The following is a 22797-nucleotide window of genomic DNA, read 5'->3' on the forward strand; positions in this document are numbered from 1 at the left end:
GCCAGAGATGGTGGATGAGTAGCGTCATCGGTCACAGTTTGATGGGGCACTGTTGTTACTCCTGTGTGATCGTGACGAAATTCAAGATGAACTCTTGGGGGAGGACGCCACCGTGATAGAACCGGGCGTCGGGAAGCCCCTGATTTCGGAACCGTTGGATCGGATCCGCGAGGACACTGATCTCCGTGTCGTCGTCGAGATAGCCGAGATGGGCGTTCTCGTCGAGGAGTACACCCGGTGCGTCGTCGAGGTCAGTACCGGCGACCCAGCGTCTCGTCACTTTTGCGGCATCAGCTGGCGGATAGATGTCGTCGATGTCGACGCTCCGTGGTAGCGAGACAAATCCGTGATCAGACAGGATGTACGCCCGGTCCCACTCACCCTGGTCGAGTTTCTCGCAGATGATCTCCGAGATCGTCTCGATGCGGTCCGAGAACACCGATTCGAAGTCGGTGAGTTCCTCTTCACCGGTCTTATCGAGATCGTTCCAGTAGTAGGCGACGCGGTTCGTCCATCCCGAATCGTCGTCCTCGCTCTGCATAATGTAGCTCCAGCCGTCTTCCGCGAGGAGCTTCTCTCGTCGGTAATTGGTGATCTCCTGACCGTTTCGTTTGGGAACGAGTTCGCCGTCCTCGAGTTCGATGGAGAAGCTGAACTTTCTTCCCGGTGTGAGGGCCGCTTTCCCGAACTCCGTATCAGAGGGGAGCGTTCCGACCCACGGAGTCTCGTCGACTTCGAGGCTCGGGAACGTCCGGCGGATGGATGCGGCCAGTTCGTGGGCGAGATCGAATCGGAGTGCGTCAACAATGAACAGCGCGACACTCTGGCCGCTCTGGAGGTGTTCTTTCTCCTGATCGAAGAACTGGTGGGCGTAGTTTTCGCCGACGAACGGGGAGCCCGCTTCGATCTGGTCGACGACCAGGTCGCCGAGTTCGGCGAGGTACTCAAGATACCGAGACTCGGTCAAGGAGGTTCGTAACTCTCCGAGCGTCGCGGTCGCAGGGTGTTCCTCGGGGAGTTCGGCTTCGGGTTCGCCCGAGATGATGAGATTGTACACGGCGTTGTCGATCTGCCACGTCCCTCGATCAACGTCGCCGTACAGATCGACGACGTCAGTCGTGTCGCCGCGTTCTTCCCACGTATCGAGTTCGTGGGCGAGCCTCGCGACCTCGGTCGCTTGCGCCCACGTTCGAGTCCACGGAACGTCGCCGTAGGTCGTCTCGAGACGGTCGTGGCGCTCAGTCGCCCGATCGACACACGCCTCGTACTCGTTGTTTCGGAACGTTCGCGTCCAGGCGTCCCACAGCTGGTGTTCGAGCGTCGCGTCGACCGGACAGTCGGCGAGATCCCACGGATCGTCGTGCGTTCTGAGGACGTCGTGCCAAAAGACAGCGTTCGGGTCGAGGTAGGTCCTAGCCAGTTCCGCGGCTCGGTCGCTATCGACGTTGCTCAACAACGACTGCAGGTCCGGGCGAGAGATCCCGAGTCCCGAACTGGGCTCCGGACGGTACTCGGCTGGAAGCGCTGATTCATCGAGGCCAGCGTCGACGAGCCACTCAGCGACCGCAAAGCGTCGGGTTCGGTCGACGATCACGTCCGCGTCCGTCACGCCCTCGACTGCCGCGATGCCCTCGTCGACGAGTAGGTCGCGGATCTGGAGTAGGTCATCGTGGTCATCGGGAAGGTTCTCGGTGCCGTGTTCGAGGACGATCCTGACGGGATCGTCGTGGCCGTCGAGGACTATCTTCGTCTGGAGACCGTTGAGCGAGGGGAGTCCGCCGTCACCGTTGAGTTCCTGATAGAGCGTCGTCGCGACCTGTTCACGGTCGTCAGCCTCCTCGTAGGCGGTGCGGATCGACGCCGACTGAAGGCGATCGTTCTCGAAACACCGTGCTGCAAGCTTGCCGATATGAGCCTCAACGACGCCGCCAGTGTTCTCGACGTCCCGGAACCAATCGACGTCGTCGCGTTTCGGCTGGGGAACGTACCAGACGGTTCGATCGCGGGGAGCATCGGCCCGAAGTTCGAGCGGAGTCTGCTCGGCCGCTCGGAACCGACAGCCGAGTTGGTGGCTGACGTTTTCGACGATCTCCGCGAGGTGGCCGCCGTCGTCCCACCAGAGGACGACCGGGTCGTCGTCCTGAGCGTCGGTGATTGCCGTCTCAATGGCGTCTTGGGCGCACTCAGGAAGGGTTTTCGTGGCGGGCATTTACGGGCCCTCCGTATCGAGCGGCCACGATACAGTGCTACTCACTACAAAGTGTGCTAATCGCATTACGGGCAAATCAAAGGAGTCCCCCCGCGGAAAGGCACGTAGCATATGATTGGTGTTCGTGTGCTCACAGAGCCACACAATCCTCTTTAATGTATTTGGAAGCATTCGTCTTTAGTTAAGACTCACACCTCGGTTGTGTAGCGGTAGCGAGCGTCTCTTGTAAGATCGGTCGTTGCTTGTGGATCTTCTGTGCGTCCTCGATCAGCCGCTCCAACAGCGGCGGTGGCGAATAACCGAGGTGCTCACCGAGTTCGTGGAGGATGAGCTGGGCGTGCGACCGGAAGGTCGCCGCCCAGCGTTCCGGTGGAAACACGAGCTCATCATCCGCCTGCTCGGTGACCAGATCCAACAGATCACGGCTCACAAGCAGTGACAGCAACGCTGCGTACAGCAAGATCTTCACCACGTGCTCGTTGCTCGTGTCGAACTCGTCCAGGTCGTACTGCGTCTTCAACTCACGGAACAGCAACTCCACTTCCCACCGACACCGGTAGATCTGCGCTAAATCCGCCGGAAAGAACTCCTCTCGCGACAGATTTGTCACGTATAGATGGTAGTCGTCGGCGTCCTCGTCGCGGACGCCGACGACGCGGAACCGCTTCGTATCCAGCGACCGCGTCCCGTTGTACGGCCCGCGCTTGAACTCGACTTCGACTTCCACATCGATGTACGTCCGGTCGAGATCGTCGAGCACATCACGGAGTTGCTTGCCCTCCAAGGGAATGGCGCGGCCGCGCCATTCCCGTAATTCATCCGTAATCACCGGATTCGCGTTCTGTTTCAGCCGGCTCACGAAGGAGCCGCCGTTCTCGTCGATCCGCGCAAACCGTCGGTACTTGAAGTACGCGAGGTCGAACAATACGAGGCGGTTCTCAAGCCACGACCCTGTCTTGAACAGCGTGCTGTCGTGTGCTTTCTCGTCGGTAACGTCGATCCGTTCAATCGTCTGTTCAGTGGCATTGTGGAGCAGGTGGAGCTTCGCTCCAGCCTGCTCCTCGTGGCGGGCTTCGAACTGATCAGCGAGAAACTCGTGTAACCGCAACACCGTTCCATCAGCGATCATTACATCACTGAATCGGTCGATGTCAACGTCAACAGTGTCGGGAACAGCGACCTCGTCGAGACCGTGCTCGACGAGGTCGCGGAAGTACTCCGCGAGCGTCGGCGTCAACCGCTGATAGAACCCACCCGGTGAGATCGGCTCGTCAGCTGTGGAGTTGTAGCTGCGTCGAAACCCTGCGAGTGTTCGGCGTTCGCCTGCGGCGAAGCCGAACACGAATGCCCAGACGAAGACGGGAATCTGGAGCTTGCGGTCGCGTTCGACCACGCCGAGTTCCTCGGCGTGCTCTTCGAGGAATTCGGAGGGAAACAGTGTAGTGAGCCGACGCATAATCCGTGATGAGGAGGTTTCGTTGTGCACACTCGACACCTCCTCATTCCTTCCGAAAAGTAGCCTCGATAAGCCGCCACTGTCACGCGGTTCGTCTCCTAACTAAAGACGGATGGGCCACCAGGATACCGAACATGGGGACCACGAAGATTTTCCTGGCAACACGAGGTCGACGGTGAACCTGTTGAACTTCCGCTGGCGCCGTTGTTCGACGAGCACCTCTTCGAAAACGTAGTCAGTTACAATCAAGGTAACCGGGTATCGTTCGACCTCGACTCTGGACTGGAGCTAACGGAAGTCGGGGAAAATTATGAAGACCAGTTCCCGTTCGCTCACCGTCACACGGACGACATCCCACTTGAGTATATCTGGGGTGCGTTCGATGAACTAACGCCCGACTGGATCGAACCAGAGTCCTTCGACGACACGGAGAAGGGGCAAGAACTCCAGGAATTGATTCATCGGTTCCGATGGACCGGCGATGGTGAGGGGGAGGGCAGACGGTTCGAACCCCGACATCTTCGTGCCCTCGCCGAAAAGATGGCAGAGGCCGTTGAACACATTGAGGCGTCGATTGTCGAGTGGCATAAGAGTTCGACCGTCCCAAAGCAGGCACTTCCGCTTGATCAATTACTAGAACTGGAGTTCGACGAACCCGAACTGGCGCTGACATCGCGGGAGTATATGGATCTAGAACATGGGGCACGAGACCGGCAACTGCGCCGCGATTGGCGACAATCGATTCCCTACCGGGTCTCTGAAGGGAATTCTGTTCTCTTCCGCTGTACGAGCACGCCGGAACCAGATGACGAAACAAATGAAATTGAAGGAGAGCTCTGGGAACCCGGAGCGGACGACGTGACGCATACGGAAAGTAGTATTTCAGAGGGGGACTGGGTTGTAATGACGCCGGTTAGCGACGATCAGCATCCACCGATTGAAGACGAGGAGGCGGTCGGCAAGGCGAGCGACATCGCCCGAATGCCGCTAGTCCATGTTGTCGAAATTGAGGACGGACAGATCACCGTCGCAGCCCCTTGGAACGATTGGGATAGGTGGCCCCGCTCCTACCACGACTATCTCCATAATCATCACCGATATGTCTCGCGCGCAGAAGCTGGGCCGGACGCCCCACGGTTTCAGGAAATCGACGGCGACGCAAATCAGATCGTCATTGACGAAGGGGCATCGTTCATCCTCGATGAGGCTCACGACGACGTTGTAAGCTATCACTGTTCTCGAGCCCTTGGTCGGAGCGACAACAATCATGTCCTCCACTGGTTGAATGACCTCCTGACTGGTGACCGGGAAGAGATGAACACTGAGTTTTGCAATCAGAACCTGATTGAAGGGAATCCCGAACCAGACAATGGACCAGGGAGTTTCATCGAAACCCAGTTTGTGGAGGCAGAATCCATCGATAACACACCGAACGAACCACAGCAGCGGTTCATCCGAGAGGTAGACAATCACCTCGTCGTAGTTCAAGGCCCCCCAGGAACAGGAAAGACAAGCTACACGACGACACCGGCGGTGCTCGGCCGTGCTTACGCGTTCGAGCAGAAAGATCGGTCGTTCAGTAGTGCGGTATCTGCGCTCTCTCACGATGCCGTCGATGAGGTGTTTTCGAACGTGCGAGCGGTGGCAGAGGATTGTCGAGATGAGGACTGCTTCCAGCAGATGAAACTCGTGCGTGTTCGACCAAGTGATATTCCCGACGATGCTCAACCATACGACGAGAGGGCAGACGACCAACTTGTAGAGCACATTGCTTACCACCACGACGATGGTGCTCAGCGACTCCGTGACCTCTACGATGAGTTCGTCCTCAACGAGCAAAGTACGACGCAATTCATAATCTTCGGTCCCCCGACTTCCATCAGGGGCGCAGTCGATAAGATCGCACCACTCCACATCGACATTGACGAACTGGAGCGTGACGGTGACTGGGACCCAACAGTATGGGAACTACTCGAGTTGGAGCGGGGCGACCTCTTCGATTTGGCTGTTGTCGACGAGGCGAGCATGATGAGTCTTCCGCAGTTATTCCTTGTTGGTGCGTTCCTTCGGGACTCTGGTCAACTACTACTCGCCGGAGATCACCGTCAGATGCAACCAATTCGCGCCCACGGGTGGGAGGAAGAAACCCGAGAGACTATCGAGGAAACAGTTCCCTTCCTGTCCGCTCTCGATTTCATCAGGTTCCTTAAGGGAGACATCGAGGAGATGGACTTCATCGAAAGAGAATCGCCATCTCTTGACGAAGGGTTAGGTACTGACGAGCAAGAACAGGCAGTGCTGCCAATCTATCCATTAGACCAATCCTTCCGTCTTCCGGAACCGGTCGCGGCACTCCTAACGGACCTATTTTATGACCAAGATGGAATTGAGCTCGGCGGTCTTGATGACCGAGACCCAATTCCCGAAGGGGACTGTGACTCAGCAGTCGTTGAGGAACTCACCGATCCAGATCAGTGGATCTCGGTTTTAATCCATTCGGGTGATCGTGATGAGCGGACAAGCGAAATCGAAAGTTCGCTTGCGGAAGAAGTCGTCAATGCGTTCGATGTCGTCGAACCGGACGACGAAGACATCGAAAACGACCAAATATCCGCCGGAGTTGTTATACCGTTCACGGCACAACGCGATCTGCTACAAGGGGAACTTGATGACGCAGTCCAAGCCCAAACAGTCGAGAAGTTCCAGGGTGGAGAACGGGACCTCATCCTCATGTCGATGGTCGCCAGCGAACCCGGATATGTAAACCTACTCAGTGAGTTCCTCTTGAGTCCATATCGGTTCAACGTGGCCGCGAGTCGGATGAAACGGAAACTCATTATCGTCGCCTCAGAATCTATCTTCCAGACCTCACATCCTGATGCGGATCGTTATGAGGACCAGCTTGCTTGGAAGCAGCTATATCAGCGAATCGGTGCGCTTGACGAAGACGTGGAGCCTGCGCTTGAAGGACCAGTTCAGGATATTAACCCTGACCTCGAAGAGGATGCCCGCTTTGAAATATATCATGCGGATCTGAACGAATATTAGTCCAGGAATCATTAGGGGCAGAAGTTCTGCCAAACAACAAGGGGAAGTAAAACGGCCAACCTGAATTTAATACGACTCAATTTCTAACTTGAAGACGTTCTCACGATATATGTCTTCGATGTCGTCGTAGCACGTGTGGAGATACACGTCGATCGTTTCTCTGTGGTCGACTGCTGCGTCGCCGATCGCGTCTCCACGCATATACTTCTCGAGATACTCGGGAGCGAAGATTCGCTAACAGTTGCTGGTTAATGCAGAGCAACGAGGTAGGTTTCTCGACGAATTCCGCAGACGTACGCACTCACCGTCAGTTTCGAAGCCTACGGGTACGACGGCAAGGGCCACGGAACACCGTCGGCACCTTACGGGACGTCCTGAAGCGAAGAGAGAACACCGGCGACGACAGCAAGTGAAAACGGGTGCTGATTCGTCAATATCGCGGCGCAAAGACCCCAATAGGGAATGTCGTTTTGGGATTTGGGGTAATGGGTGTAAGCCAAGGGCCGGATTTGAACCGGCGTTGGGCGGCTCTGCAGGCCGCTGCGTCTGACCAGACTCTGCCACCTTGGCGCTATCGGACGTACCGCAGTCGAGCGTTTAAGCCTAGCGGTCGCGAGAGAGCGATGCGACTCAGCAATATAGACGAAAAGCCCAGAGACACGGTGTCTCTGGGCGTGGGTGGGAGATATGCTCCCGGTATGAGTGGGTAGGCGGCGAACCGCGGTTCCCAGAGGATCGCTCACTCCAGTACTTCCCGGTACGCTGGTGGGCTTAACTTCCGTGTTCGGAATGGGTACGGGTGTGGCCCCACCGCTTTGGCCGCCTTCATGCCGACTCTCGGTCTCGAACCGAGACTCTCCATGCGTGTTGTGTGCATGGGGAGACGCCTGTGTCGGTGGTTCCGATCGTGTGATCGGCCAACCGTGTGTACGTGCGATCCAGTTACCGCCTGAACTCATGCGAGTGTGGTGTCAGTGCCGTATGATTGTGGCTTCGGTCTGTTAGTGCTCGTGGACTTAACGCCTCGTTGCCTCGGCGCGCACATCCCGAGTCTATCGATCTCGTCTTCTACGAGTGACCTCTGTGGTACTTCTTTTCCATGTGGGTTTCGAGCTTAGATGCGTTCAGCTCTTACCCCGTGTCGCGTGGCTACCCGGCAGTGCTCTTGCGAACAACCGGTACACCAGTGGCGACCAAACGTAGTTCCTCTCGTACTATACGTTCGTTCACGTCAAGTACCTTGACACCCCCAATAGATAGCAGCCGACCTGTCTCACGACGGTCTAAACCCAGCTCACGACCTCCTTTAATAGGCGAACAACCTCACCCTTGCCCGCTTCTGCACGGGCAGGATGGAGGGAACCGACATCGAGGTAGCAAGCCACCCGGTCGATATGTGCTCTTGCGGGTGACGACTCTGTTATCCCTAAGGTAGCTTTTCTGTCATCTACGGGCCCCATTCCGGAGCCTCGTAGGTTCGCTAGACCACGCTTTCGCGTCAGCGTCACTCGTTGGGAATGACACTGTCAGACCATCTTGTGCTCTTGCGCTCTTCGCCGGATTCCCGACCCGGCTGAGATGATCTTCGGGCGCGCTCGATATCTTTTCGAGCGCGTACCGCCCCAGTCAAACTGCCCGGCTACCGGTGTACTCCTCCCGGAGTGAGAGTCGCAGTCACCGACGGGTAGTATTTCAATGCTGACTCGGTGGCCCGCTAGCGCGGGTACCTGTGTAGTGTCTCCTACCTATGCTGCACATCGGCGACCACGTCTCAGCGACAGCCTGCAGTAAAGCTCTATAGGGTCTTCGCTTCCCCTTGGGGGTCTCCAGACTCCGCACTGGAACGTACAGTTCACCGGGTCCAACGTTGGGACAGTGGCGCTCTCGTTTATCCATTCATGCAAGCCGCTACTGAAGCGGCAAGGTACTACGCTACCTTAAGAGGGTCATAGTTACCCCCGCCGTTGACGGGTCCTTCGTCCTCTTGTACGAGGTGTTCAGATACCCGCACTGGGCAGGATTCAGTGACCGTACGAGTCCTTGCGGATTTGCGGTCACCTGTGTTGTTATTAGACAGTCGGAGCGCCCGAGTCACTGCGACCTGCTCCGTAGAGAGCAGGCATCCCTTCTTCCGAAGGTACGGGACTAACTTGCCGAATTCCCTAACGTCGGTTCTCCCGACAGGCCTTCCCTTGCTCTGGGAGTGTACCTGTGTCGGATCTTGGTACGGACATCATGCTTGCCTTTTCACGGGCCCTATGTACGGCTGACTTGCGCTGTTTCACGTTTCGCTCGCTTCGTGCCGTGACGGCGTCCACGAGCTTCCATGATTCGACCGGGCGAAGGCCCGGCTCAGCGGTCCATACGGCGTCGGCGTTCACTGCATGATGGCGCTGGAATATTAACCAGCTTCCCGTTGACGTAGTCGAGTTACGGTACGTCTTAGGACCGGCTAACCCTCGGCTGAGTGGCAGTGCCGAGGAACCCTTACACATCAGGCCGTCGAGGTTCTCACCCGACTATCGCTGCTACTGTGACCAGGATTGTCGTTACTGAACGGTCCACGCGAGCTCTCGCCCGAGCTTCCGTCCGAACAGTACGCCAACCTACGCGGTTGCCCTGTCACGGGCACGGCCAGGTCTCGGTGGTAGATTTGAGCCCCGATCATTTTGGGCGCCTCAAACCTCGGCCGGTAAGCTGTTACGCTTTTCTTAGAGGGTAGCTGCTTCTAAGCTCACCTCCCGGCTGTTTAGGGCTTGAGACCACCTTCGAATCGCACTTAATCTACACTTTGGGACCTTAACCCGGCTCTGGGTTGTTCCCCTCATGGTGCACAGGCTTACCCCGCACACCGGACTCCCTTCGTCTACAGCGCCTGCGGGTTTGGAGTTCGACAGGATGGCCGACTCCTCTCGGAGGCGGGTCATCCAATCGGTAGCTCTACCCCGCGGGCTACCTCGGAAGAGGTCATGCTTCGACATGTTTCGGTTGGAACCAGCTGTTGCCAGGCTCGATGGGCCTTTCACCCCTATGCACAGATCACGAGAGGATATTGTAGAATACCACCTCTAACGGGCCTCCACGTGGCTTTCGCCACGCTTCACCCTGCCTGTGTATAGATCGCCTGGTTTCGGGTCGTACCCACGTGGCTCCCCGCGCTTGAACACGGTGGCCCTCGCAATGCTGCGGCCGTATCGGTTTCCCTGCGCCTTCCCCGGTTCACGGGTTAGACTCGCCATGTAGGTACACTCCCTGGGTCGTTTTTCAAAACGCACGACACGACGCCGGCTCGTCTCTCTTCCTACTGGAGGATCGCTCCTCGGTCGTTTTGAGAGACGCCTTGTACGCCCTGTCGCTCGATCGCCAGCTGATTTCAGGCCCTATTGCACCGCCCTTCTCGGGGTGCTTTTCAGCGTTCGCTCACGCTACTTGTTCGCTATCGGTCTCGAGGAGTGTTTAGCCTTCTCAGGGGATGCCTGAGTTGTTCACAGAGGATATCCGACCCCTGCTACTCTGGTATTGACGCCAACGGTACTGTTCTCTCGTACGGGGTTGTCACCCTGTATCACGCTCCGTTCCAGGAGACTTCTGAGAGAAGTTCGCGTTTTGGTTGTCAACCCGAACACCACATTGGTCCGAAGACCTTCGGTTTGGGCTGTGTCGTGTTCACTCGCGGTTACTAGCGACATCGCGGTTGCGTTCTGTTCCTCCCCCTACTGAGATGTTTCAATTCGGGGGGTTCCCTATTGCGCGTGGCAATTGTTATACGGATTCCGATTGGGAGATCTCATGTTCGTTCCCTCCATGCGGGTCCCATGAGCTTTTCGCAGCTTGGCACGTCCGTCGTCGGCTCTCGAGCCGAGCCATTCACCAGCTGGCACAGTAGCCAGTAGTGTTGTCAGTCGTTCTCCGAAGAGAGTGACTGACGGTGTCAGAAGTACTCGTATGAGTAGTTCCGACTGTATATGGTTCACTGACGTTCCACGAACTCGGATGAGTTCAGTGGACGTCTGGATCGCACGTATACACGGTCGTCATTGAATCGCCCTGGCGGGGCGTTCGTCGAACCCTTCCCATCCGCGGTTTCCCGGGATGGTGCATCGGTCGTCGTGTTCAGTCAGTTCGTCGGCGTCCCCTTAAGGGGCACGTTTCGAGCTGGCTGAACGGACATGGACTCACTGGGATTCGAACCCAGGGCATCCTCCTTGCAAGGGAGGCACTCTACCGCTGAGCTATGAGCCCGCCTTCCCTGGTGGGGAAGGCTTTGTCGGCGTGTGTGTGTGAGCCGTGGTCGTTCTAGGGTGTCCAGGTCGGTGGGTGGGTGGACACAGACATGCATGAGTGGTGACCGTCTGAAGAGACGGTCGTAAGGTGAGCTCACCCGTGTGGGTGAGTCTCGGGTCGGTGGAGGTGATCCAGCCGCAGATTCCCCTACGGCTACCTTGTTACGACTTAAGCCCCCTTGCGAAGCCCAGATTCGACACGTGTAACGTGCCTCATCCGGACCTCACTCGGGTGCTTTGACGGGCGGTGTGTGCAAGGAGCAGGGACGTATTCACCGCGCGCTTGTGACACGCGATTACTACCGAATCCAGCTTCATGTGGGCGAGTTGCAGCCCACAATCCGAACTACGATCAGGTTTCTGAGATTACCGTCTCCTTTCGGAGTTGGAACCCTTTGTCCTGACCATTGTAGCCCGCGTGTTGCCCAGCACATTCGGGGCATACTGACCTACCGTTGCCCGTTCCTTCCTCCGTGTTGGCCACGGCGGTCTCCGTACTGTCCCCAGCTACTGTGAAGTACTGCTGGCAAGTAGGGATGCGGGTCTCGCTCGTTGCCTGACTTAACAGGACGCCTCACGGTACGAGCTGACGGCGGCCATGCACCTCCTCTCTGAAACTCGGACAAGGTCATCAACCTGGTCGTCATTATTACAGTCGATGCTGGTGAGATGTCCGGCGTTGAGTCCAATTAAACCGCAGGCTCCTCCGGTTGTAGTGCTCCCCCGCCAATTCCTTTAAGTTTCATCCTTGCGGACGTACTTCCCAGGCGGTCTGTTTAGCGGCTTCCCTACGGCACAGCACCCACTCGTAGTGGGAGCCACACCTAACAGACATTGTTTACGGCCAGGACTACCCGGGTATCTAATCCGGTTCGAGACCCTGGCTTTCGTCCCTCACTGTCGGATCCGTTTTCGCGACGTGCTTTCGCCATCGGCGGTCCGTCCAGGATTACAGGATTTCACTCCTACCCCGGACGTACCCGTCGCGCCTTCCGGTCCCAAGCCACACAGTTTCCACCGGACGCCCACCTGTTGAGCAGGTGGATTTTCCGATGGACTTGTGCGGCCAGCTACGGACGCTTTAGGCCCAATAAGATCGGCCATCACTTGGGCTGCCGGTATTACCGCGGCGGCTGGCACCGGTCTTGCCCAGCCCTTATTCGTACACCGCCCTAGGGTGTACAAAAGCACAGGCTCTATGCCTGTGCACTTGGGATTCCCTTATCGCACTGTCGTGCAGTGTAAAGGTTTCGCGCCTGCTGCGCCCCGTAGGGCCCGGAATCTTGTCTCAGATTCCGTCTCCGGGTTCTCACTCTCATGACCCGTACCGATTATTGGCACGGTGGGCCGTTACCCCACCGTCTACCTAATCGGCCGCAGCCACATCCTTCGGCGCCGGAGCGTTTGGCACAGTCCTCATTCCAGGTGGACTGTGGTGTCCAGTATTAGCCTCAGTTTCCCGAGGGTATGCTGGTCCGAAGGGTAGTTTGGCCACGTGTTACTGAGCTATTCGCCACGAGTCTGAACTCGTGCGACTAGCATGGCTAAATCGAATCCCAATAGCAATGGCCTCCGGCAGGATCAACCGGAATGTATACCTCTGTACCTGGTTCCCGGCACAGAGGGGGTGTTGGCGGGTGTTGACTCGGTGTCAACACACCATTGCATGGTCTGATATGGTGTCCGGTCCATCCAGCGACCTGGATGACACCGAACGACCACGGCTCACATCAGATTTCCTCTTACGCCGGAGCGCAGGGGGCGAAATCCTCATCTTCGCGGACCTGATTGTACCCTTCGAGGGGTAATAAACCCGTCGAAGCGTTTCAAGTCCAGCGAAACCGGGCCGAGTTGAACGGCCCGAGTTCGCGGATGCGTTCTTCGCATTAGTCACGATGGCCGGGTTGTATTTAACCCCGTCGAAGCATCGACGCCACGTCATGCGGTTTCATGACGGGGGAGACACGGACAACGTCCCCGATTGCGGGCGGAAAATTTTCGATCGATATCACGGCATTGCCACTGGTCTCGGGTGAAAAATAGCGCCCGACAGTTACGCTTCGTCGATGTACTCTATCCCCTGTTTCGAGACGTTGGCCTTGGTGATGTCGTTGAGGTCGTTGAGCCAGAAGTCGTCGTCGGCATCATCGACTTCCGGAGCGCTGTCCTTCCACGCCCATCCCTCGTATTCGTGGACCTTCTTCGTCCCCTTCTCGCGGAGTCGAAGCGTGATCCGTTCGGCCTCGTCTTCCGACGGGGCGGGGTCGAGAGTACGCGCCGCTTTGAGCGCGGCCTGCCGAGGCATGTTTCCAGAGAACTCGCTCGGTTCCGATCCGTCTTCTTCTCGAAGGGCGAAGTTTCGCTTACCGTCTTCACGTACCATGGTTTATCCTCCATGGGAACCCAGCACATAGTCCATAATAAATATATCGGGGAAATGAAAGCTGATGTGCAAAATATTTAAATAGTATATCGGTCTGGGCTAGCGATTACGGGCGCGTGCAGTCGAGAAGCGTTCCGAGCGTCGCGGTAGGTGACCAACACTTATATGCCTGCTATGGCGAAGTGCGACCAGTACAACCGCGATGGTCCGTAAAAAGAAGCTCAGCCCGAGTGGCGCGAAAGACGACGACGGAGAGTATCACAACGTCCACGTGAATCTCCACGAAGACGAGCTTGCTGTCGCCGGAATGAAGATCGGCGACGAGGTGTTCGTCCGGGTCAGAGACGGAAAGATAATCATTCAAAAAGCGGATTCGAGCCCCGAGGATCTCGAACACGATTTCTGAGTCTCACGCGGTTCGCGTTTGTCACGATAGAGAGGCACACCGGCGAGAGTACGAACTACTCGGAGTTACACATCTCACACGCGAGACCGGTAGTACGGGGCTACGTCGGTCGGCGGATTGATACCTGCTCGTACTGATTCAGAGACGATGGACGCGTACGATCTGTTGAAGCCGGCGTTGTTCAGGCTTCCACCGGAGACTGCACACGGGCTGACACACAGGCTATTGGAGCTCACACAAGAGACGCCGCTCACGGCGCTTCTCCGTTCTCGATACGCGGTCGACAGCTCCCGCTTGAGCGTGAACGCGTTCGGGATCGACTTTTCGAACCCGGTGGGTGTCGCCGCCGGGTTCGATAAGAACGCAGAGATACCTCGTGGACTCGCGTCTCTCGGCTTCGGTCACGTCGAGATCGGCGGCGTCACGGCCGAGCGCCAGCCCGGAAATCCACGACCGCGACTGTTCCGCCTCGCGGAAGACGAGGCGTTGATAAACCGCATGGGGTTCAACAACGAGGGCGCAGACGCCGTCGGAGAGCGGCTCGACCGGGACCCGCTACCCGACGTACCGGTCGGAGTGAACATCGGTAAGTCGAAGTCGACGCCGCTCGCCGACGCAGCCGACGATTATCGATACACCTACGAACGCGTGGCCGACGCGGGCGACTACTTCGTCGTCAACGTCTCCAGCCCGAACACGCCCGGTCTTCGGGACCTACAGAACCGGGATGCACTGGAGGAGATCCTCGGAACGCTCGTCGATGCCGGTGCTGCACCGCTCCTCGTGAAGCTCTCGCCGGATCTCCCGGAACCGGCTGTCGAAGAGGCGCTGGCCGTCGTCGACGACCTCGGTCTTGACGGTGTCATCGCGACCAACACGAGCACGTCGCGTCCCGATTCCCTGCGGAGTCCGCACCGGGCGGAGCGGGGCGGCCTGTCGGGGAAGCCGATCAGGGATCTCGCCACCGAACGGGTGCGCTTCGTCGCCGAGCGGACGGACGTGCCGGTGATCGGCGTGGGAGGAATTGCGGACGCCGCAAGCGCCTACGAGAAGATACGTGCGGGTGCGTCGATCGTGCAGCTGTACACCGGACTCGTGTACGAGGGTCCGGCTATCGCACGCGACATCAACCGGGGCGTACTCGACCGGCTCGAACGGGACGGGTTCGAGTCGGTCGAACGGGCCGTCGGCGCGGATCTGTAGTGCGGGGAAGGGAACTCCGGGCGAGAAACGAGACGTTACGCCTCGTTGGAGACGATGACGACCACGTCGTCAACCTCGAGTAGCTCTCCGTCGCCTCGGTACTGCCGCGTCTTCTCGACCGAGAACTCGTCGCCGAGGAGCGTGACGCCCGCGACGTGGAGTTCGTCGTCGTCTATCTCGTAGTCGTCCTGTGCCAGCGCCGCCTCGATGTCGCCGACCTGATCGCCGTACTTCGGGCCGACCGTGGCGTAATCGAGGTCGATCCCCGTGACCACCGTTTCGACCGGGGCGTCGCCGTCGGGGTGAACCGCGAGATCGGCGACGTGCATCACGCCCGTGATGTCCGCCTCGAAGCCCCGGACGTCCGCGTACACCTCGACCGCGTCGAGTTCGGCGTTCAGCGGAAGCTGGTTTTCGCTTTTGTACTTCCGGAGGACGCCGACGACGGCGGTCGCGGCCGCGCCGGCGTCGTGGTCGGCGTCGACTCCGAGCGGGTCGGGCCAGTCGGCGAGGTGGACCGAGTCGCTCGCGCCGTCGGCGGCGTCGACGACAGCAGCCGAGCCGACCGCGTCTGCGTACATGTCGTGCCACAGTTCCTCGGTGACGTGTGCTAAAAGCGGTGCGAACAGCTTCAGGAAGCGGCGATGAGCGGTCCGGAGGGTGTACGCCGCGGCGTCGTCATCTCGCTGTTTGGCGATTTCGAGGTAGTCGTCACAGAACGTGTTCCAGAAGAAGCTCCGGAGGCCGTCTCGCGCCTTCGAGAACTCGCGGTTTCCGAGCAGATCGGTGATCCGTTCGATCTCGTCGTCGAGTTCGGCGAGGAGCCAGCGGTCGAGTTCGCGGAAGTCCTCGTCGGCCGGTTCGGCGGGGAACGGCTCCGGAGCCAGCGACTCGACGAGCTTCGAGGCGTTCCACAGCTTGCGGATCAGCTTCTCGCCGGCGCGGAGATCCTTCTGTTTGAACGGGAAGTCGTCGCCGACGGCGGTCCCGGCGGCCCAGTACCGCGTGGCGTCAACGGGGAACTCTTCGAGCACCGTCTCGGGCTCGACGACGTTACCGACGGATTTGGACATCTTCTCGCGGTTCTCGTCGAGGACGTGCCCGTTGATCATCGTCTCCTCGAAGGGGACCTCATCGGTGTGCTCGTAGCACTTGACGAGGGTGTGGAACAGCCAGAAGCTGATGATGTCGTGACCCTGTGGTCGGAGGTCGAACCGGTACAGTTCGGGGTGTTCCATCGTGAACTCCTCGGCCTCCTCGTCCCAGTCCCAACCGGCGTTGATGAGCGGGGTGAGACTGGAGGTTGCCCAGGTGTCGAGCACGTCGTCTTCCGGTTCGAACGCCTCGTGTCCGCAGGCCGGACAGGCGTCGACGGGCGGGTCGTCGGAGAGCGGATCGACGGGAAGGTCGGCCTTCTCGGCGATGATCTCCTCGTCACACTCGGCGCAGTACCACACCGGGAACGGAATACCGGAGGAGCGCTGGCGCGAGATGAGCCAGTCCCACTGGAGCCCTTCGACCCAGTGTTCGTACCGGGTGAACATCTTCTCGGGAGACCACTCCATCTCCCGACCGATATCGAGGTACTCGTCCGTCTTATCGAGCATCTCGATGTACCACTGCTCGGTGACGAGGAACTCGACGCTCGTCCCGCAGCGTTCGTGGACGTTGACCGTGTGCGTGATCGCCCGGCGCTCTTCGAGCGCGCCCGCGTCGTCGAGGTCGGCGACGATGGTCTCGCGCGCCTCGCCGGAGTGCATCCCCTCGTACTCCTCGGCGACCGCGGTCATGTGACCGGACTCGTCGATGGCGACACGGAGGTCCAAGTCGTGGACCTGGTACCACTCGATGTCGTTCTGGTCGCCGAACGTACAGCACATCACGATGCCGGAGCCGGTCTCCATGTCGACGCGCTCGTCGGCGATGATCGGTACCTCGTGACCGAACAGCGGAACCTCCGCGGACTCGCCGACGAGGTACCGGTTCTCCTCGTCGTCGGGGTGGACGAAGACGGCGACGCACGCGGGCAGGAGTTCCGGCCGCGTCGTCGAGATGGTGAACGTCTCGGCGGTGTCGGCGTCCTCGACGCCGGTCGCGTCGTCGCGCACGATGGGGAATGAGATGTCGTGGAAGTGGCTGTCCTGTTCGTCGTCTTCGGTCTCGACCTGCGAGATGGCGGTCTCGCACTCGGGACACCAGATCGCGGGAGCCTTCTCGCGGTACTCGCGGCCCTGATCGTACAGATCGACGAACGACAGCTGTGAGACGCGCTGGACGCGCGGCTCGATGGTCTGGTAGGTGTGGTCCCAGTCGACGGAGACACCGAGCGACTGGACGTTCTCGGTGAACTGCTCTTCGTACTCGGCACAGACCTCCCGACACTTCGCTTGGAACTCACGTCGCTCGAAGTCCTGGTGACGGATATCGAGTTCGCCCTCCGTCAGGCGCTCGGAGGCGATCCCGTTGTCGTCGTAGCCGAACGGGAAGAACGTCGTACCTCCGTTCATGCGCTCGAAGCGCGCGACGAAGTCCTGGAGCGTGAACCCGTACAGGTGGCCCATGTGGAGGCTCCCCGACACCGTCGGCGGCGGGGTGTCGATAGAGAAGACGGTGTTCGGATCGACCGGGTCGTCGGGGTAGGCGTACGTCTCCTCGTCGACCCATCGCCGTTGCCAGCGCGGCTCGACGGCGTCGGGGTCGTACTCACCACTGGGCATTTCACGCTCACGTTCCGGTGGTTCCCTCTTAACGGCCTCGGTTGTGTAGAGGGTCGTCCGAGGGCGCACGGCGGTTCATCGAACACGGCGGGTGTCGGGCACGGCGGTTCATCGGACACGGAGGGTCATCGAACACGGCGGTCCACTGGAAGAGTCGAGTCGCGCACGCGCGCAAGCGGCCGCGTGGGCGTCGACAGTAGTCGGTGCGTCTCGGCCGGCTCAGGGCGCGACTCCGACTGTCAAGAGCGTACCCCACGTCCGGTAGCGGTCCACCATCGACTCTCGGCTCTCCCAGTCGTCGGTCGGGAACGCCGATTCGGGCGGGATATCGATCTCGCGGTCCGGGATAGCGTCCTGTTCGGCGACGTACAGTCCGGCTTCCCTGAACGCCTCGCGGTACTCCGCACGCGACCAGCGCGTCATCTCGATGGAGATATTCTCCTGCCACGCGTGTGTCGACTCGCTCTCCTCGAAGAAGTTCACCGCGCAGTAGAAGGTGCCGCCGGGGGTGAGCGCGCGTCGGATCTCGTCGAGGGTGTGAACCGGATCGCGCGCGTAGTAAAACGCCTCCATCGAGAAGACGTGGTCGATCGACCCGTCGGCGAAGGGGAGCTCGTCGAAGTCGCCGACGAGGAACTCGACGGCGTCGTCGTCGGTGTACTCGCGGGCGTTCCGCGCCATCTCGGGTGCGCCGTCGAGTCCGTACCCGCGGCCGATCCCGCGTTCGCGCAGCGCGCGAAGCGCGTAGCCGGACCCGGTTCCGAGGTCCAACACGACGTCGCCCGGTTCGACGGGCATCCGCGCGAGGACGTGCTTCGCTGTGTGCCAGTGCCTGTCTTCCATGCCGCGGTCACGCCCCGACGCCGCCCAGTCGTCGAACTCCTCTCGAACGCTCATGCGTGCTCGCACGCGCGGACGAGTGAAAACGAGTTCGGAGCCAGATCGAAATTCGAAAGTGACCCAGAAGCCGGACCGAGAGAGGGTGGGGGACGGCGGGGAGTACGCGGTCGGAGCGTCGATGTTTTACCGGTTCGTCTCCCTTCGAAGGGCATGAAACGGCCGAAGGCGCTCCGTCGACCGAAGTTCCGCGTCGCCGACTCCGCACAGCAGGCAGTCGGTGGGTTCCTCCTCGCGGGACCGTTCGTCGTCACCGAGGAGGTGTGGGTGCTCGCCGCGGGGATGAACTGGGTTCAGGGAGTCCTGACCGCCGCGATCGTCGCTCTCATCGGTTACGCCGCGCTCTACCGGGCCGACACGGGTCGTGATCCGGACGACGAGCGGGACATCGCCGGGATACCGGTCCGGTTCGTCTCGCTCATGATCGTCGCGTTCGGATCGGTGCTCGTGCTCGCGGTGCTTTTCGACGCGCCAGACACCTTCCTCATCGAAGCGGGAGTCACCGGAACCGAGCTGTGGGCGACGACGTTCAAGGCCGTCTCGGTCGGGGCCGTCTTCAGTGTCGTCGGCGCGGCGACCGCCGACAGCGTGTTCTGATCGACGACGCCGGCGACGAGAGCGTCGTCACACCACCAGCGTGACGACGGCAAAGAGGATCAACACGCCGGCGATGTCACAGACGTTCGTGACGACGGGAATGGTGGTGTCGTCGGGGTTGAGTCCGATCCGGTAGGACGCCTCGACTGCGGCGACGCTCGTGACCACGACGAGTCCCGCGAGCATCATTCCTGACGACAGCGAGATGAGGAGCACCCGGCCGAGACCGAGTCCGCCGCCGAGCGCGAGCCCGATGGCCCACGCGGCGACGCCGACAGCGCCGAAGACGGTTCCCGCGAGCGCGAAGACCGCGCCGGCGTTCGCGCGTAGCTCCGAGTTGGTGACGCTCAGTTCGTAGGTGCCGAGATGCAGTTGGGTGGTGAGCCGCGAGCAGGTGATCGACGCGAGATTTCCCGCCGTACCGATTTGGACCGGAACGAGCACGAGGAGGGCGGGGTATCGCACTAACGTGGCTTCGTACGTCTGCAGGACGGTCCCGGAGACGAGCTGGAGGACGGAGAGGACCGCCAAGAGAGGGATCATCGTGCGAACGATCCGCCGGATCGACCACTCGTCGGGAAGTGTGCGGTCCGCGTTCGGCGAGGCCTCCCCGCTCGCGCTCATACGACGGCCCCCACGACGGCGACGCCGACGAGCAGGAACAGGACGCCGAAGACGTCACCGAGCGTCGTCACGACCGGGCCGATCACGTTGTCGGGGTCAAGTCCGCGACGGTAGCCGACGAAGATGACGGTGATGAGGACCGAGATCATGAGCGCCGCAGAGAGGAACCCGGCGACAACCATGATCCCGACGAGTTCCACGAGGTTTCCCTCGGAACCGAGGAGACCGAGCCAGAGGTACGTGACGACCGCGATGAACACGGAGACGGTCATCCCGTTGACGAAGGAGGCGACGATCGCGTTCGTGAGTCGCCTGTCAGACTGGAATCGAGGTTCGATGAGCCCCTGATGGAGGCCGGTCGAGAGACGCGCACCGAGGGAGCCGTACACGCCGCCGCGGGTAGCGAGAAACGCGGGCAACAACAGGAGGAGACCGGGGACGTCCCCGATGAACGACCGCATCGTCTCGGTCCCGAGGATCGTCCCCGCGAACAGTCCCGCGACGAGGCTGACGAGGATCACGGGGAGCGCCTGCCGGTAGATGTCGCGAGCGGTCGCGTGGCCGGGCATCACGCCTACCGATGTGGGGAACGCTGAAAAAACCGACCGAGTGGCTCCGACGGTGGGACGGTCCGAATCACGTTCTGTCGCGTCCCGCACGGTTAAGTCGGTCCGTCGACTCCCGTCAGTATGGACTACTCGCTCGCCATCGACAACGGGCCGGAAACGATCCCCGGTGGCACGGGACTCCTGCTCATTCACCCGAGCATCGGCGAGACGGACCGGATCGATACGGACTTCCTGAAGACGGACACGGACGCGTTTCTCGTGGTGTCGACGCGGACGACCGCCCGCGAGGTCGAACAGAAACTCGAGTACTACGACGTAGACGAGACGAAAGCGACGATTCTCGACACGCTCTCCGTCGAGCGAGGATATTCCCGCCGGTCATCGGAAGACGTGTTCTACGTCTCCGCTCCCGACGACCTCGATGGGGTCGTCGATCGCGTCGAACGGTTCCTGACGGAAAACGAGGGGAAGCGGCGCGTCTCGGTCGACTCGCTCACGGAGATGGCGTACTACGCGGACGACGAGGCCGTCTACGAGGCCGCCGCCGACATCCTCGACCTTCTCGACGAACACGACGCGGTCGGGATATTCCACCTCTCCGAGGAGGTCCACGAGGTCGCGACGCTCGACAGATTCCGGGAGTTGTTCGAAGGAATCATCGAACTGGACGGGAACGGACGCGTCGCCGTCGAGATCTGAAGATAGAATGGACGCGTAACGACATCTGATCTGTACCCAGCCGTGAACTGCACTGGCGTTGGCGGCTCCGACAGCGCTGAGGGCGAACTGGCACGTCAGTCGGCTGTCTCGGCAACCATCGATTCGAACGTTTTCTCCGCCCACTTCACCGCGTAGAGCGCACCGCGGTCTCGGTACGCCCCGGTGTCGAGTGCGGCGAACGGCGCGGGTAGATCCAGTCCGTGTCGGACCGCCGAGCACGCGTACTCCGTCGCGCTCGCGAAGTCGGTCTCACCGCGAGCGACCTCGGCGGGGAGGTCCCCGAGCCGTCCGTCGAGGCGGTCACCAGCGTCGATCCACGCGTCGAACAGCCGAGACCGTGGAGGCGACGGCGTCTGACCGATCGCCGCCCCGCCATCCTCGGCGTTTCTTCCCTCCGCCGCGTCGCCCCACGTGGCGAAGACGTCTCGAGTGTACAGTCCGACCCACGCGTCGAACAGCGCGGTCGCGATCTGAAAGACGTCGGCCGGGCCCTGTCCGGTCGTCGACTCGCCGATTTCCGGGTCCGGACGCCTGATCGCGGCGTCGAGGTCACGGTACCGCTCCCGAAAAACGGGAGGAAACTCTCCGGGAGGTGCGTGGACGGGGTCGCGTCCGGGAGTGCGCCCGGCGCGGGATCGACGCCGATCTGAACCAGTCGATCGGCGATCAGAAACGCGAGGAAATCGTCCGGTGTCCCCTCCGATCGGGCTTTGACGAGCACGGCTTGTGGCTCCGTCTGCGTGGTCCTGACGACGGTTCCGTCGCCGGGAAGTCCAACCGTGAACTCGGACCCCGCGTACGTTCGGAGCAACTCCGGGGTCTCGGCCGGAAGCCACTCCGACGGGAATGACGCGGGGTCGAGGCCGTCGACGAACAGTCCGATATCTTCCGCCGCGGCCGGCGGGAGCGTCTCGAAGTCACTGTCGACGTCGAGGACCGGCGAGTCGGGGGCGTGTCGGTCCCGGACCGCGTCGACCTCGTCATCGAGCGGGCGGGACGCGAACATCAGCCGAAGACGTACGAGAGGATGATGAGAACCGACATGACTGCCGAGACGCTGATCGTACCGAGCACGATCTTGGTTGATTTGGTCATGCGTCTCGTCGGGTATCCCTTCGCTTAAATCCTCCTCACTCGATGCGGCCGTTCGAGTCGTCCGGTCGGAAGTGGGTTTTATGTTGACACGCCGAAGAAGCCGCAGCATGCGGATTCGCGACGCACTGGAGTCCGACGGTGACGCCATAGCCGCGGCGACCGATCGACCGCGGAGCGTCGTGATCGATACGATCCACGAGCGGTCGGTCCGGGTGGCGGTCACGGACCCGATGGGAGAGGGACACAGAGTCGATTCGGGGACGGAGCAGTTCGAACGACGCTCGGACGAAGGCGATGTGATCGGATTCGTCGCGTTCGACGCGAGCGGGAACACCGTTCACGTGAGTGATTTCGCCGGAGACGAGGCAGCGGTCCGTCGACTGCTCGACGAGCCTCGTCGGTTTGCGACCCGAGAGAGTATGAGCCTCGAAGTCGTCGTGCCGGTCGACGACGATGTCCGGTCGGTGGTGTCCGAGATGGGATTCGAAGCCGTCGGATCCGGTCCGCGATTCGCCGGGCGAGAGACCGCCCGATACCGGATCGAGGCGGACGACCTCACCGAAGAGTATGAAGAGTAGGAGTTTGAGAGC

Annotated in this window: 14 protein-coding genes, 2 tRNA genes, 3 rRNA genes and 1 pseudogene; 6 read left to right on the plus strand and 14 right to left on the minus strand. The window is 60.4% G+C overall.

Translation table 11 applies throughout. The annotated features are described in order from the left end of the window. Positions 1-55: 55 nt before the first annotated feature. Positions 56-2209 (minus strand): BREX-5 system phosphatase PglZ, encoded by a 2154-nt coding sequence (pglZ, locus tag ACZ45C_RS02380; RefSeq protein ID WP_460561800.1) that lies wholly within the window; start codon positions 2207-2209, stop codon positions 56-58. A gap of 181 nt (positions 2210-2390) precedes the next feature. After that, complete coding sequence (locus ACZ45C_RS02385; RefSeq protein ID WP_010890432.1) at positions 2391-3665, minus strand: IS4-like element ISH8B family transposase; 1275 nt, start codon at positions 3663-3665, stop codon at positions 2391-2393. Between the two features lie 204 nt (positions 3666-3869). Between ACZ45C_RS02385 and ACZ45C_RS02390 the strand changes: the two genes are divergently transcribed. Beyond that, entirely contained in the window at positions 3870-6713 is a 2844-nt protein-coding gene (locus tag ACZ45C_RS02390; RefSeq protein ID WP_460558854.1) for an AAA domain-containing protein, read from the plus strand. A gap of 494 nt (positions 6714-7207) precedes the next feature. Here ACZ45C_RS02390 and ACZ45C_RS02395 read toward each other — a convergent pair. From ACZ45C_RS02395 to ACZ45C_RS02420, 6 genes are all read right to left on the minus strand, one after another. Then, positions 7208-7283: transfer RNA gene (locus ACZ45C_RS02395), tRNA-Cys, on the minus strand. A 135-nt stretch (positions 7284-7418) separates the two neighbouring features. Continuing rightward, positions 7419-7540: ribosomal RNA gene (gene rrf / locus ACZ45C_RS02400) — 5S ribosomal RNA — on the minus strand. Positions 7541-7695: 155 nt separating this feature from the next. Further along, positions 7696-10608, minus strand: a 23S ribosomal RNA gene (locus ACZ45C_RS02405). 275 nt (positions 10609-10883) lie between these two features. After that, a tRNA-Ala gene (locus ACZ45C_RS02410) sits at positions 10884-10955 on the minus strand. Between the two features lie 163 nt (positions 10956-11118). Then, positions 11119-12588, minus strand: a 16S ribosomal RNA gene (locus tag ACZ45C_RS02415). The 16S, 23S and 5S rRNA genes sit together here with 2 tRNA genes alongside, the layout of an rRNA operon. A 461-nt stretch (positions 12589-13049) precedes the next feature. Next, a complete protein-coding gene (locus ACZ45C_RS02420) occupies positions 13050-13379 on the minus strand; it encodes a non-histone chromosomal MC1 family protein (protein WP_460562913.1) in 330 nt (109 codons plus the stop codon). A 202-nt stretch (positions 13380-13581) separates the two neighbouring features. On the opposite strand from ACZ45C_RS02420, the gene ACZ45C_RS02425 reads away from it, so the two are divergent. Next, on the plus strand, positions 13582-13785 hold the full coding sequence (locus ACZ45C_RS02425; RefSeq protein ID WP_460562912.1) for an AbrB/MazE/SpoVT family DNA-binding domain-containing protein: 204 nt from the start codon (positions 13582-13584) through the stop codon (positions 13783-13785). 147 nt (positions 13786-13932) lie between these two features. Beyond that, the gene (locus ACZ45C_RS02430; protein WP_460562911.1) at positions 13933-14988 is read left to right on the plus strand and encodes a quinone-dependent dihydroorotate dehydrogenase; all 1056 of its coding nucleotides are present in this window, start codon (positions 13933-13935) and stop codon (positions 14986-14988) included. Positions 14989-15023: 35 nt separating this feature from the next. On the opposite strand, the gene ACZ45C_RS02435 is transcribed toward ACZ45C_RS02430, so the two are convergent. Continuing rightward, a complete protein-coding gene (locus ACZ45C_RS02435; RefSeq protein ID WP_460562910.1) occupies positions 15024-17705 on the minus strand; it encodes a valine--tRNA ligase in 2682 nt (893 codons plus the stop codon). A gap of 219 nt (positions 17706-17924) precedes the next feature. Continuing rightward, positions 17925-18602: a class I SAM-dependent methyltransferase gene (locus ACZ45C_RS02440; RefSeq protein ID WP_460562909.1), complete on the minus strand. Its 678-nt coding sequence runs from the start codon at positions 18600-18602 to the stop codon at positions 17925-17927. A gap of 153 nt (positions 18603-18755) precedes the next feature. Between ACZ45C_RS02440 and ACZ45C_RS02445 the strand changes: the two genes are divergently transcribed. Further along, positions 18756-19199: a DUF2391 domain-containing protein gene (locus ACZ45C_RS02445; protein WP_460562908.1), complete on the plus strand. Its 444-nt coding sequence runs from the start codon at positions 18756-18758 to the stop codon at positions 19197-19199. A 27-nt stretch (positions 19200-19226) separates the two neighbouring features. Here the strand turns inward: ACZ45C_RS02445 and ACZ45C_RS02450 are convergent, their stop codons facing one another. Together ACZ45C_RS02450 and ACZ45C_RS02455 are read right to left on the minus strand one after the other, a co-directional pair. Continuing rightward, positions 19227-19823: a magnesium transporter gene (locus ACZ45C_RS02450; RefSeq protein ID WP_460562907.1), complete on the minus strand. Its 597-nt coding sequence runs from the start codon at positions 19821-19823 to the stop codon at positions 19227-19229. Continuing rightward, complete coding sequence (locus tag ACZ45C_RS02455; protein WP_460562906.1) at positions 19820-20392, minus strand: magnesium transporter; 573 nt, start codon at positions 20390-20392, stop codon at positions 19820-19822. Before ACZ45C_RS02455 ends, ACZ45C_RS02450 begins: the two co-directional genes overlap by 4 nt. A gap of 120 nt (positions 20393-20512) precedes the next feature. Between ACZ45C_RS02455 and ACZ45C_RS02460 the strand changes: the two genes are divergently transcribed. Next, positions 20513-21091 (plus strand): DUF7090 family protein, encoded by a 579-nt coding sequence (locus tag ACZ45C_RS02460; RefSeq protein WP_460562905.1) that lies wholly within the window; start codon positions 20513-20515, stop codon positions 21089-21091. A 95-nt stretch (positions 21092-21186) separates the two neighbouring features. On the opposite strand, the pseudogene ACZ45C_RS02465 reads toward ACZ45C_RS02460, so the two are convergent. Continuing rightward, a pseudogene (locus ACZ45C_RS02465) lies at positions 21187-22118 on the minus strand (DUF7089 family protein). Continuing rightward, entirely contained in the window at positions 22118-22207 is a 90-nt protein-coding gene (locus tag ACZ45C_RS02470; protein WP_460562904.1) for a hypothetical protein, read from the minus strand. Before ACZ45C_RS02470 ends, ACZ45C_RS02465 begins: the two are co-directional and overlap by 1 nt. A 107-nt stretch (positions 22208-22314) precedes the next feature. On the opposite strand from ACZ45C_RS02470, the gene ACZ45C_RS02475 reads away from it, so the two are divergent. Beyond that, the gene (locus ACZ45C_RS02475; protein WP_460562903.1) at positions 22315-22785 is read left to right on the plus strand and encodes a hypothetical protein; all 471 of its coding nucleotides are present in this window, start codon (positions 22315-22317) and stop codon (positions 22783-22785) included. The last annotated feature ends 12 nt before the right edge of the window (positions 22786-22797 follow it).

This window comes from Halorubrum pallidum, from assembly GCF_055380345.1.

Excerpts from the sequence above, each read along its gene's own strand:
- pglZ (WP_460561800.1), bottom strand. The coding sequence starts at position 2,209 with ATGCCCGCCACGAAAACCCTTCCTGAGTGCGCCCAAGACGCCATTGAG.
- ACZ45C_RS02385 (WP_010890432.1), bottom strand. The coding sequence starts at position 3,665 with ATGCGTCGGCTCACTACACTGTTTCCCTCCGAATTCCTCGAAGAGCAC.
- ACZ45C_RS02420 (WP_460562913.1), bottom strand. The coding sequence starts at position 13,379 with ATGGTACGTGAAGACGGTAAGCGAAACTTCGCCCTTCGAGAAGAAGAC.
- ACZ45C_RS02425 (WP_460562912.1), top strand. The coding sequence starts at position 13,582 with ATGGTCCGTAAAAAGAAGCTCAGCCCGAGTGGCGCGAAAGACGACGAC.
- ACZ45C_RS02430 (WP_460562911.1), top strand. The coding sequence starts at position 13,933 with ATGGACGCGTACGATCTGTTGAAGCCGGCGTTGTTCAGGCTTCCACCG.
- ACZ45C_RS02435 (WP_460562910.1), bottom strand. The coding sequence starts at position 17,705 with ATGCCCAGTGGTGAGTACGACCCCGACGCCGTCGAGCCGCGCTGGCAA.
- ACZ45C_RS02440 (WP_460562909.1), bottom strand. The coding sequence starts at position 18,602 with ATGAGCGTTCGAGAGGAGTTCGACGACTGGGCGGCGTCGGGGCGTGAC.
- ACZ45C_RS02445 (WP_460562908.1), top strand. The coding sequence starts at position 18,756 with ATGAAACGGCCGAAGGCGCTCCGTCGACCGAAGTTCCGCGTCGCCGAC.
- ACZ45C_RS02450 (WP_460562907.1), bottom strand. The coding sequence starts at position 19,823 with ATGAGCGCGAGCGGGGAGGCCTCGCCGAACGCGGACCGCACACTTCCC.
- ACZ45C_RS02455 (WP_460562906.1), bottom strand. The coding sequence starts at position 20,392 with ATGCCCGGCCACGCGACCGCTCGCGACATCTACCGGCAGGCGCTCCCC.
- ACZ45C_RS02460 (WP_460562905.1), top strand. The coding sequence starts at position 20,513 with ATGGACTACTCGCTCGCCATCGACAACGGGCCGGAAACGATCCCCGGT.
- ACZ45C_RS02470 (WP_460562904.1), bottom strand. The coding sequence starts at position 22,207 with ATGACCAAATCAACCAAGATCGTGCTCGGTACGATCAGCGTCTCGGCA.
- ACZ45C_RS02475 (WP_460562903.1), top strand. The coding sequence starts at position 22,315 with ATGCGGATTCGCGACGCACTGGAGTCCGACGGTGACGCCATAGCCGCG.